This window comes from Rathayibacter sp. KR2-224, from assembly GCF_049446075.1.
Lineage (GTDB): Bacteria > Actinomycetota > Actinomycetes > Actinomycetales > Microbacteriaceae > Humibacter.
In genome coordinates this window covers 1,451,005-1,463,742 of sequence record NZ_JBMSEB010000001.1, presented here as the reverse complement: position 1 = coordinate 1,463,742, position 12,738 = coordinate 1,451,005, and the positions used below count along the sequence as shown (strand labels likewise).

Here is a 12,738-nt window from a genome sequence, read left to right as displayed (position 1 = left end):
GATGCCGGCATCGCCTCGAGCGTCGCCGTCGCCGGATCCATCATCGTGCTCGTGATCAACCAGGGCGGCAGCGCGCCTGGCACCCGGGCGTACATCGACGGCGGAGCCCAGCCGAGCCGGGTATATGCCGGTGGCGGCATGAGCATCAACGCGAGCGACACCGTTCCGACCCTTTCGCTCTACGCCGGCAACCTCACGATCGGCGGTAGCGCAGGCGTAGGCGTCTCGTCCGCCGTGCTGGTGCGCACGGGCATCGTGGATGCCTTCATCGCGGCCGGCGACGACATCCGGGCGCTCGGAGCGCCCGGCCTCGCCATCGGCGCGACGCAGTCCGAGAACGTGACGCTGCTGGCCGTCGGCGGCGCGGGAGGCGGCAGTGCCGGCATCGCGGGGTCGGCGACCGTCGGCGTGCAGAACAACACCACCCACGCTCACGTGGACACGGGCGTCACCGTCAACGGCGACAACACGGGCGCCCAGGCCGGCGAGGGAATCGCGCTCGCGGCATCCGACACCACCACGCTGAAGGGCATAGCCGGGCAGCTCGCCGTGGGAGGCGCTGCAGGCGTCGGCGCAGGGGCAGACGTCGAGGTGGTGAACAAGAGCACCCAGGCGTGGATCGCGCCGGCTGTCGTCGTTCAGGTCACAGGCGACGCCACGTTGGATGCCACCTCGAGCGAAACCGTCACGTCGATCTCCACGGGCGGCTCCATCGGCGGCACGGTCGCCGTCGCGGTCAACGCGTCGGTTCCCGTGTTCACGATCGTGACGCAGGCGTGGATCGGGCAGCAGTGCCAGGCCGCACAGGTGACCGCTGCGAACTGCGCCGGCTCGGCATCCGTGGTGGATGCAGGTGGCAACGCCAGGGTGGCCGCCACCGAACAGCTGACCATGACGGTCATCGCCGGCGCGATCGCGGGCAGCGGCACCGTCGGCGTCGGCGCAGCTGCGGCGGTGCCCGTCATCACGAAGACCACCTCGGCCTTCCTCGGAGACTTCTCGGTGCTGAACGCCAGGGGCAACACGCCGGGCATCGCGGTGTCGACGGGCGGCTTCACCACAACGGCCGTGGACACGCGATTCTCGTCTGCCGCCATCCAGCCGGACGGCGTCACGCTGCACCTGCCCTTCACCCACACGTACACCGATGGCGAACAGGTGCTCTACGACGCCGGTGGGGGCGACCCCATCACCGGGCTCACACAGGGCGGCGTCTATTACGTGCACGTTCTCTCGCCCACCGACATCCAGCTCTCGCTCACGCCTGGTGGTGCGCCCATCACGCTCGCTGCCCCCGCCCGCGGTGGAGAGTCTCAGCGCCTCATCCCCACCGATAAGGCAGCGCCGCCGGTGAACAGCGCGCCCTACTTCGACCCGCACGACGCCTCAGGCACGACGATCACGCTGCCGTACGACCTCGACGTCACAACAGGCGACCCGGTGATCTACAGCTCAGGTGGCGGAGCACCGATCGGGGGACTCGTCGACGGCGGCCAGTACTACGTCATCGCGGGAGCGCCCGGCTCGCACCAGATCCAGCTTGCCGACTCGCTGTGCCACGCGAACCCCTCGGCCACGGGATGCTCCGGCGCCGTCCAGCAGGCCATCTCGCTCGACCCGTCGGTCGCCTCCGGCCGTGCACACAGCATCGTCAAGCAGGGCGCCCAGCCCTCGCCGGATGCCGCGGCCACGCTCGGCCAGCACACCGTGACCGGCAACATGGCGACCGGATTCCGCGGCATCGCGATCACCGCGAACAACAGCGACGACATCTCCGCCGCAGGCGTCACGGCGAGCTTCGCGGGCATCGCGGGCGTCGGCGTGGGCGGCAGCGTCAACGTCGTCACTGCGACCACCACCGCGTTCGTCGGCAAGTACGCACAGGTGAACGCGGTGAACGTTGGGGCATCCTCCGCTCAGTCAGTGCTGGTCGACGCGGGCAACGCGTTCAGCCTGCTGATGATCTCAGCGGTCGTCTCAGGCGGCACGGTGGGAGTCGGCGCGAGCGCCACGGTCGGAGTCGTGAAGCTCACGACCGACGCGTACATCGACCGCAGCGCCTACGTCGCCGCCGAGCGCGACGTCGGCGTCGTCGCCACCGCCACGGATGCCGTCACCTCGGTCGCGCTCACCGGTGCCGGCGGATTCGTGGGCGTCGCGGGTGCGGCATCCATCATCGTGCTCACTACGCACACGTACGCGGACACGGGGCTCGCCGTGACGATCGCCGCAGGCAACAACGTGCTGATCGCCGCCCACGACGACACCACGATCATCGCGGTCGGCGGCGGTGCCGCTGCCGGATTCGTCGGTGTCGGCATCGGCGTGACGGTCACCTCGATCTCCAAGGACACCAAGGCGTTCATCGGAGCCGGCAGCGTCGTCGACGCGAAAGCGACGCAGCCTGCGTCCACGCTGAGCGGCGTCTACGACGGAACGTTCGCAGGCGTCGGTTTCCACACCTCGCCGTTCAACGGCCTGGCCGTGCAGGCAGGCTCGAGCGAGAACATCTTCGGCCTGGCGGTCGCGGTGGGCGCGGGAGCCGTGGGCGTCGCAGGCGGCGTGGACGTGACTGTGCTGCACGCCACCACCGCCGCGTACATCGACAGCACACTGCTCGACCGCACTCGCATCAATACCGCATCGGGCGCCGGTTCCATGCAGTCCGTCAACGTCTCGGCGGCTGACGCCACCAAGGCGCTGACCATCGGCGGCGGCATCGCAGGCGGATTCGTCGGCGTGGCAGGCGGCATCGACATCGGCATCGCGCAGACCACGACCCAGGCGTACATCGGCGCGTACGCCACCGTCTACGCCGCACGCGATCTCATCATCAACGCGCTCGCCGCCAAGTCGATCAGCAGCTACGCGCTGAGCGTGGGCGTCGGCGCGGTCGGCATCGCGGCGTCCGTCTCGGTCTGGACCGTTGGCACCGACCCAACCACGTCGTACAACGAGGGTGCGAACGGCGTCGACAAGGGCACCTGGTCGGTGTCAGGCGACTACCTCAAGGGCGACGTGGTGACCGGCTCCGACGGCAAGCGCTACGGCGCTCTGGTCGACCACCCGACGCTGAACCCCGTCGCCGACACTTCGCACACGCAGTGGGAGGGCGCGGCCGACGCGCTCAAGCCCTCGAGCGGCACGACGGCGCAATCCCAGTCAGGCGACACCGCCAACGGTGCAGGAACGGGCGGCTACCAGCACATCCTCGACAACGCGGGCAACAGCACGGCCGACCCCACGACCAACGCGCGCATCGCGCCGTCGCTGGGCGGGGCATCCGGTGCCATCAACTCCGCTGCCCCGTCGAGCGACATCGTGAACAAGGAGTTCGACAACCCACAGGTACCGGGCGGCACCGCCAGCGCGATCGGCACGGGCGTCGTCATCGTCGTCGGTGGCAGCGTGCGGATGCGGGCGAACGAGCAGAACGCCTACACCGGCGTGGTGGGAACCGTCGCCGCCGGCATCGCGGCCATCGGCGGCTCGGTCGCCATCGCCAACCTGACCAGCAACGCGGATTCCGGCATCGCCTCCGGCGTGTCCATCACGGCGGGCGGTGACGTGGCCGTGCAGTCGGTCGTGACCGAGAACGACTTCGGCGTCGCGTTCTCCGGGCAGGGCGGCCTCATCAGCATCGGGGCCCAGGTCGTCGTCATCACGAGCCACGCAACCCAGAACGCGCACATCGACACGGGCGCCGTGATCCCGACCGCCGGCGGCATCGTCGACGTCGAGGCGAAGGCGACACGCACCGTGAACCCGCTCGCGATCGGCATCGCGATCGGGGCAGCAGCGATCGGCGCCGCCGTGGCCGACGCAGAGGTCGACGGCGACACCACGGCGACGATCGGCAACGTCACGATCGGCGGCGCGGCACCGGCAGGCGGTGTGACGATACTGGCGCAGTCCGTCATCACCGTTCCGACGCAGGCGTACTCGGTGCAGGGCGGTGTCGGCGACGGCATCACCGGTGCAGGAGCCGTTGCCCACATCTGGGGCGCCACGACCGCGACTTTCAACGGCCAGGCAACCTTGAGCGGCGGGATGTCCGTGGTCGCCTCCGGCACGAACACCACCTCCGCCTACACGCTCGGCGTCGCGACAGGCGTGATCGCCGCAGGGATCATGGTCGTGGTCGCCAGAGACGATCGCAGCACGGTCGCAAGCCTGGCAAAGGGCTCAGCCGTCTCGGCCGGCGGCGCCGTCGCCGTCTCCGCGACATCGGCCAACCATGCGACAGTGCAGGCGCAGGGCGGCACGTTCAGCGGCATCGGCGTCACGCTCATGCTGCCCATCGCGCTCGTCACGGGAACGACGGAAGCGCACCTCGATGGCCAGGTGACGGCATCCGGATCCGTCGCGGTCTCGGCGACCGGCCAGAACCAGGCGAGCGCGGAGGCAGACGTGCTCAACATCGCACTGCTGGGCGGCGGGCAGGGCACGTTCCCGGTCGCGCACGTCGAACAGAGCGCGCAGGTGCTGGCGAGCATCGGCGCTAGCGCGGGCATCCGAAGCACCGGCCTGGTGGCGGTCGCCGCGACCATCACGATCGACGGTGCAGGGCACGGCGACTACGCGTTCGCGAAGGTGCTCGGCGGCGGTGGCGGCATCATCAACGCCGGCGTCTACACGGCAGACGCCGAACTTCTCGCCCCCACGACGGCAGAGCTGCGCACCACGGTCTCTTCCTCGGGTGGCGTCTCCGTCACGGCATCGTCGGCGAACACTGCGGAGGCGAACACCAAGGTCGGCTCGATGTCGTTCGCGGGCGTCAGTCTGGCAGGCGTCGTCGCCGAGATCGCCGTAACCGCCGCAACGACGGCGATCGTTACGGGCGGCACCATCTCATCGACCGGCCTCGTCACCGTCTCGGCCACGGCGAGCAACACCTCAACGGTCGGCACCGAAGTCGGCAGCATCGGCGCGTTCACGCTGACCGCCTCCTTGCCGTTCGCCCACATCGACGCGCCCACTCGCGCAGAGCTCGGCGATCCCGTGCTCAGCGCGAACGGCCTCACGGTCTCGGCAGACGCACACAACACCGCCACCGCGGATTCCTCGCTGCTCGGCATCGGCATCCTCTCCGGTTCCATCGGGGGAGCGGATGCCCGCATCACCTCGGCCGCGGCCATCACGGCGATCGTCGACGGCTCCGCCACCACAGTGAACGCCGGCGGCGGTGCTGTGACGGTCTCCGCGTCGAGCGTGAACCACGCCACGGCAACACCGTCGCAGATCTCCGGCGGCGTGGTGGCGATCGGAGCGCTCACACCCTTCGCCATCATCGCGGCAGGCACGACGGCGGAATTCGACGGAGCAACCACGACCTCCGGTTCGTTCTCCGTCACCGCCTCCGGGCAGAACACGGCGACGGCGACGGCGAACGCCGACAACTTCAGCGTCATCGGCCTGACCGGCGCGATGGCCGATGCCGAGGTGCAGGCATCCGCGGGCGTCCTCGCCACGGTGAGCTCGGCGACCTCGCTCACCGCATCCGGCATCGTCTCCGTCGGCGCGTCGCTCGGCACCGGAGGGAACACCGCCGACGCCGAGATCAGCTCGACGGGCGGCGGACTCATCCAGGGCGGCGTGTTCTTCGCCAGCGCCCTTGTCGCCGCCGCCGTCACGGCGACGTTCTCCGGCAGCGTGCTCGCCTCGACCGGCGCCGGCGTCACGGCATCCGGCACCAACTCGTCCACCGCGACGACGCAGTCCCTCGGCATCGGGCTCGCCAGCCTCTCGGGGGCCGCCGTCGACGCGGAGGTGCTCGGCACGGCATCCGTCTCCGCGACTTACGGCGGCGGTTCGCTCGTGACGACCGGCACCGTCACGGTGAAGGCGACGAGCGGCAACACGGCCACGGCGAACACCGACACGCTCGACGGCGGCCTCATCGCAGGCAACGAGAGCATCCCGATCGCGCGCATCGCCGCGGGAACGGGCGCGGAATTCGACGGTCGGCTCGCCGGCGGCACCGGGCTGGCCGTCGCGGCCACGTCGACATCCGCCGTGTCGTCGACATCCGGTGCCCGGGCCTTCGGTCTGGCCGGCGCGTCCGATTCCTCGCCGCAGGCCATCATCACGAGCGGAGTGATCACGCAGTCGGGCATCGGATCGGCCGCACTGCTGAATGCACCGAACGCGGCTGTCTCCGTCGTCTCAACGGCAACCAACTCGGCTGTCGCCAAGGGTGGCTCCACCAACGGCGGACTCGGCTCGATCTCCAGTGCGAACCCGCAGGCCACCGACAGCGGCATGACGTACGCGCGGATGCTCGGCGCAGCGCACGGCGCTACTGCAACGACACCGGGCGCCGCGGCCATCCAGATCCTGGCGACCGGCATCGACAGCGCGATCGCGCTCATCAGCGACACGAGCATCGGCGGCCTCTCCGTCGCCAACGCGGGTGCGACGGCGAAGACCACCACCACGGTCGAGACCGACTTCGGCACGGCAGGCGCCCCCATTGCGACGGTCGGCGACATCTCCGTGGGCGTCTCCTCGAACCCGGTGTCGATCTCCTCCTCGGAGAGTGAGCACGTCGGCATCGCCCTCGACCTGGCGAGCAACTCGGCATCCGTCACGACGAATCCGACGGTCAACCTGCTGGTCGGCCAGGGCGCGCAGATCTACGCGGGCGGCACCATCACCGCGACGGCCACTCAGAACACGCAGGCGCCGCCGTCGCCCAACGCGAGCCAGTTCGACGGCGCAACAGGCGTGAACACGACGACCAACGTCATCACACTCACGGCGCAGCACAGCTTCACAACGGGCAGCACCGTCACCTACAGCGCACAGGGTGGAACGCCCGTCGGCGGCCTGCAGAACGGCCTGAACTACAACGTGATCGTCGTGAACGGCACCTCGGTGCAGCTCGGCTCGCTCTTCGACGGCTCGCAGATCGACACCACCACCGGCACCATCGCATTCGGCGCCACTATAGGGGGCAGCTTCGTTCCGCTGAACCACAACCTGCACGAGGGCGACATCGTCGTTTACGTGCTGCCGAACGGGGGCACGGCGGTGCCCGGCCTCGTCTCGGGTCACCAGTACCGGGTGCACGTCGTCGACGCCTCTCACATCCAGCTCTTCGACCCGACGGAGTCGCAGACGCCCGTCACCGTGACCGGGTCGACCGTGACGGGCGGCGACACGTTCACGGTGGGCAACGCGTACAAGCCGGGCGACGCCGTCACCTACCACGCTCCCGGCTCGCTCGTGACGTTCTCGAGCCAGCAGGTGAATATCGAGACCGACGCAAGCGGCAACCCGGTGTTCACGGGCAGCCCGCCGCAGCTGATCGACCAGGACAACAACCAGATCGTCGTCAAGAATCACGGGCTCTCGACGGGCGAAGCCGTCGTCTACGAGGGTGCGACCGATCCGCTCGGCGGACTGACGAACGGTGTCACCTACTACGTCATCGTCGTGAACGCCAACGTCATTCAGTTGGCGGCGTCCAAGTGCGAGGCGACCGGCGGCTGCAAGGACGGCTCCAACAACGACATCCCGATCAACCCGATCCCGCTCACGCCCGACAAGTCGACCGCTGGCGAGGCCATCACCCACGGGCTCTGGGTGCCGGGCCAACAGCCCATCGGCGGACTCGTCGACGGGCAGACCTACTACGTTGTGAACCCTGCGGCCGGACACTTCCAGGTGTCCCTCACGCCGGGCGGATCGGCCATCACGGGCCTCGATGGCACGGGCATCACCGGTGTCGGCAGCTTCGTGGCGGCACCCGTCGCGCTCGGCTCAGGCGGCAGCGACGGGCAGCAGCTCGTCATCGATCTCACCGCGGTCGGCAGCGGAACCCAGACCCTGACCGCCCTCGGCATCGGCGGATCGACGGCAGGTGGAGGCCAGAAGTCGACGGCCACGGTCAGCGGCTCCGGCGGCGGCTTCATCTCCTCGTCCAGTGCGACACCGACGGCGAACGAGACGGCGGCCGTCACCGTCACGATCGGTGCGGGGGCATCCCTCACCGCACTGGGAAGCATCACGGTGACGACGAACTCCAACGCCGGCGTCGAGGCCAACGCCTCGAACGGCGGCGGTGGGCTCGTTGCCATCGGCAGCGCCGAGGGCACCTCCACCACGACGACCTCGACGATCGTCACGGTCGGCTCGGGGGCCTCGCTCACGGCCGGCCACAACATCCAGATCGCGCCCATGACGACGGGCGAAGCGGATGCCTCGAGCCGCTCGAGCGCCGAAGGCCTGGGCTCAGGGGTGGAATCGGATGCCGGCGCCACCGTCAACATCACCGCGACGACGAACATCGCAGGCACCATCGCAGCGGGCGACGACGTGAACATCGGTTCGCAGAGCCAGGCTTTCGCCAACGTGAGCACGCATGCGGAGGCGGGCGGCCTGGGCGCCGACGCCAACGCCGGGCGCTGTGGCGGCCCGCACTGCGACATCAACGTCACAGACAACACCACCGTGGACATCCAGCCAGGCACGCGCATCACGGCCGACACGGTCGAGCTCACCTCCGATGTGCACGCCATGACGCTGAACAACCAGGGCTACACGCACGCTTCGGCTCTCGGTGCCGGGTCCCGGGCATCCGCGAACAACTACGTCACCTCGAACTCCGTGCTCCACATCGAGCGCGACACGAAGATCGTCGGCTACGAGTCGGTCACGCTCACCGCCGAGCACGAGAACATTCAGCTCATCGCGCACTCCGACGGCAACTGCAGCTGCTTCGGCGGCGACACCGACTCGGACGCCACGAACAACTACCAGAGCCTGTCCAACGTCACGGCGGACGCTGGCGCGATCGTGCGCACGGCGGCGCTCGACGTCGAGGCGCTGCAGAACGAGCTCGGCTGGACCTGGAACCGTGACCGCGACGGCGCCGTGTTCGACGGCGGGGGCCGCGGCGGCGACGACATCAACAACGCGCAGCGCACGATCGTGTGGAATGCCGATGTCTACCTGCACGCCGCCGACCCGCAACTCGTGGTCGATGCCACAGGCAAGATCACGAAGTTGTACGGCGTGGTCGTGAAAGACGACCTCGGCACCACGTACGCCCTCGGCTCGACGATCAACGCCGGCCGCATCATCGAGGTGCAGGACATCTCCAACACGGGCGGGGCCAGCGTGGTCTTCCACGCCAACACACCGCCGACCCAGCCGAACAACGCGAACGCTCCTGCAAGCACGCTCACGGGTACTCAGGGCACCTTCACCGTGCAGAACACCTTCGACTTCGTCAAACTGTTCAACTCGTCGAACCACTCCATGGTCGTGCACGCCATCAACGTGGTGAATCTCACCGGCACCGCCGCGACGATGCAGATCGAGGTGGACGACAGCTCCGCGTTCCGGTTCAGCGTCGGCATGCCCATCTTCACGCCGACACTCGTCGACATCGACAACTTCCTCGCGGGCGGCGGCTCGCCGCAACTCGTGATCGACGGCGTCGTTTACAACCCGATCGGCGCGACGCACGTCGACAACCAGCACGGCGACATCCTCGCCGGCCCCGACTCGCCCATGATCACGACCAACACGCTGGCCATCTACGCGGATGCCGGCACCATCGGCACCTACACCGTCTCAGGCGGCGGCACGGTGCGCGCCCCCATACCGGTGCAGCTCGTGCAGAGCGATTACCTCGTCGACAACGTCGATCCCACGAGGTTCGTGGCACTCGTGGCGGACGCCCTCGTGGACGTCGTGCTCGACATCACCTCCATCCTGCGCGGCGCGCCTGTGCCGTTCACGCCGACGCTCGGCCCGATCCACGCCGGCCACAACATCGACCTCGTGCTTGGCGACAGCCTGCAGGGCGACGACGTGCCCATCATCTCCTCCGACTACCTGCAGGTGAACGTGTACAACGCCGATCACATCGGCACGACGTTCCCGCCGACCGGCGCCTACAAGGTGTACTTCCACCCCGATCAGGCCCCCACCTACGACCTGAGCCTGGTGCTCACGGCATTCGGAAGCGTCAACAAGCCGTACGACAGCACATACGTGTTCCCCGACCTCACAGCGGGCAACGACATCAAGGTCATCCACACCGCCACCGGCGCGACCCTCAACATCAACGCGACGACGAACGTCGACGCGACGCTCACCGGCGCCGAGTTCCCCGTTCCGTTCTCGACGAGCGACGGCGTCGGCGAGATCGACATGTACACGAACGGCTACATCATCGACACCGAGACGGTCAGCGACCTGCGAGTGGGCACGATCACCTCGACGGGGTCTGACGTGACGCTTGTCGCAGAGGATGCCGCGGGCAGCTCCATCTTCGACGTCGACGCCGTTCACGACGGCAGCGCGCGCGTCACCGGCAACACGATCACCATGTTCGCCCTGTTCGGCGGCATCGGATACGTGACGCCGGACGCGAACTACCTCGAGATCCACTCCTCGAACGCGGCGCGCGGCAGCGTGCTGGCGATCGCCAGGGACGGCGTCTACCTCACGCAGACCACCGGCGACCTCTACGTGCAGCTGATCGACTCGCTCACCGGCGACGTCGCCCTGACCGACCTGAACGGCTCGATCCTTGACGACAAGCCGACGGATGCCGTGCAAGCGGTGGGCGCGAACATCGACCTGATCGCCTACAACGGCTCCATCGGCGCGACCGGCGCCACATTCAAGATCGACACTGCACCGCACGGCCGCGTCTACGTCTTCACCGACCGCAGCGCGTCGCTTCCCGTCGGATCCAACCCGCCGGCCCTGATCGACATCACGGAGATCGCCGGACCGCTCACGGTGCTGCGTGCGGAGTCCATGTTCGGCAGCGTGCGGCTTGCCGTCCCGTACGACGGCGGGGGAGCATCCGACCTCACTGTCATCAACACGGGCACCACGCTCGACGGCGCAGCCGCCGTGACGCAGGGCCGCATCGTCTCGCCGACCGACGTGCTGCTGCAGGTGGGCGACGACCTGGCGGAGCCGGCCGGCGCGATCATCCAGGGCGAGACGATCACCATCTACGCCGAATACGGCCAGAACCCGGCGACTCCCGTCGGCTCGACCCTGTACTTCGGAGGCACGCTCACCGGCCACCCGACGCACGTGTTCGGCGGCGCGGGCAACGACACGTTCGTGTTCGATCACACGTACCTCGGCGGGCAGACGGATGTCTACGGCAGCGCGAGCGCGAAAGCATCCCTCCCCGACGGCAACGATACGTTCGTCGTGGACCACCTGCAGACCATGACGACCACGCACCTCGACACGTCGGGCGATCCGTACGACGGCACGCTCGTGGCCGACACGCTGCACCTCGACGGTGAGCTCGGCAACAACTCCTACACGGTCACCACCTGGGGGAGCGTGGATCCCCTGAACCACCGGTACCGCATCGATGTGCTGAACAGCGGCGCGTTCGGCGGTCTCAACACGCTGACCGTGAACGGATCGGACGGGCATGACCTGTTCCTGCTGCGCGGGGCATCCATCATCCCCGACCAGCCGCAGGCACAGCAGCCCTCGTTCGTCGCCCTGCTGCACAGCGCGCTCGGCACCGTGACAGGTGCGGAGCGCATCAACTACGACGACCACCTCAACGCACGCCTGACGGTGAACGGCCTCGGCGGCGACGACGTGTTCGCCGTCGACGACAACAGCTCGATCACCACGATCAACGGTGGGGACGGCAACGACACGTTCATCGTCGGCCAGTTCTACGCGACTCCGAGAATCGCGCCCGACGTGCACCCGGAGGATGCCTTCCCGACCACGCTCACCGGTTACGGGTACGTGAGCCGCGGCGTGAGCTTCCCGACCACGATCTACGGCGGCGCAGGCGACGACACGTTCATCGTCAATCACAACCTGGCCGAACTGCGGCTGGAAGCCGGCACCGGCACCGACTCGTTCGTGTTCAACCCGGTGCTCGCGGCATCCGGATTCCTGCAGAACGCTCACGTCTCGCTCGACGGCGGACCGCAGCCGAGCACAGCCTCCATCGACGTCATCGGGGCGCCGTCGCAGCTGCACTCCGACCTCAACGCAACAACAGGCGAGGGCCTCAACCTGCTGACGCGCAACTTCCGGGCGGCTCCCACCCTCGTGACGGCACCGCTGGTGACGCCGCTGCCGTACCTGCTGCCTGACGAGGACCCGCCCGTGTTCCCGGTCATCCCGGTCGCCGACCCGGTGACGGGCGACGGCCAGATCATTGTCACCGAGACGGGCGGGCGCACGGTCATCCTTCCGGGCGGTCCCACCGACGCCACCTACACGATCCGGCTCGGCGCGGCCTCGACGGCGGATGTCTACATCACCATCTCCGTCGCCTACGGCCCTGGCGACCCGTACGCTCTCATCTCGCTCGACGGCGTCACCTACTCGAGCATGCTCATGCTCGTCATCCACGCGGGCGACACGAGCGAGCACACGATCTACGTGCAGTACGCGCCGGGAACCGTGGTGGACCCCGACGAGATCGTGGAGACCATCAGCCACTCGAGCCAGAGCGACGACCCCGCGTACAACCACGCGAGCATCGCGAACGTCTACGTCAACCTGCCGCCGCCCACACCGCCGACGCCGCCGACGCCGCCTGCTCCTCCGGTGCAGCCGGTCTCGCCGTCGGGGACCGGTGCCGGGACTAATGGGGCCACCGGCTTGGCACCCACCGGAACGGATGCCGCACCGCAGCTCGCCGTGGCCCTGCTCGTGCTCCTCGCCGGCGCGACCCTGCTCACCACCCGCCGGCGCCGCCGCCCCACCGCGCGTTGA

1 protein-coding gene (only partly in view) is annotated in these 12,738 nt (G+C 68.7%); it reads left to right on the top strand.

Going from position 1 to position 12,738, the window contains the following annotated elements:
• Positions 1-12,738, top strand: the 3' end of a protein-coding gene (locus ACO2Q7_RS06740) for a beta strand repeat-containing protein (RefSeq protein WP_423354838.1). Its footprint begins 20,451 nt before the window's first position; the window shows 12,738 of its 33,189 coding nt (coding positions 20,452-33,189); its start codon lies off the left edge, out of view; its stop codon occupies positions 12,736-12,738.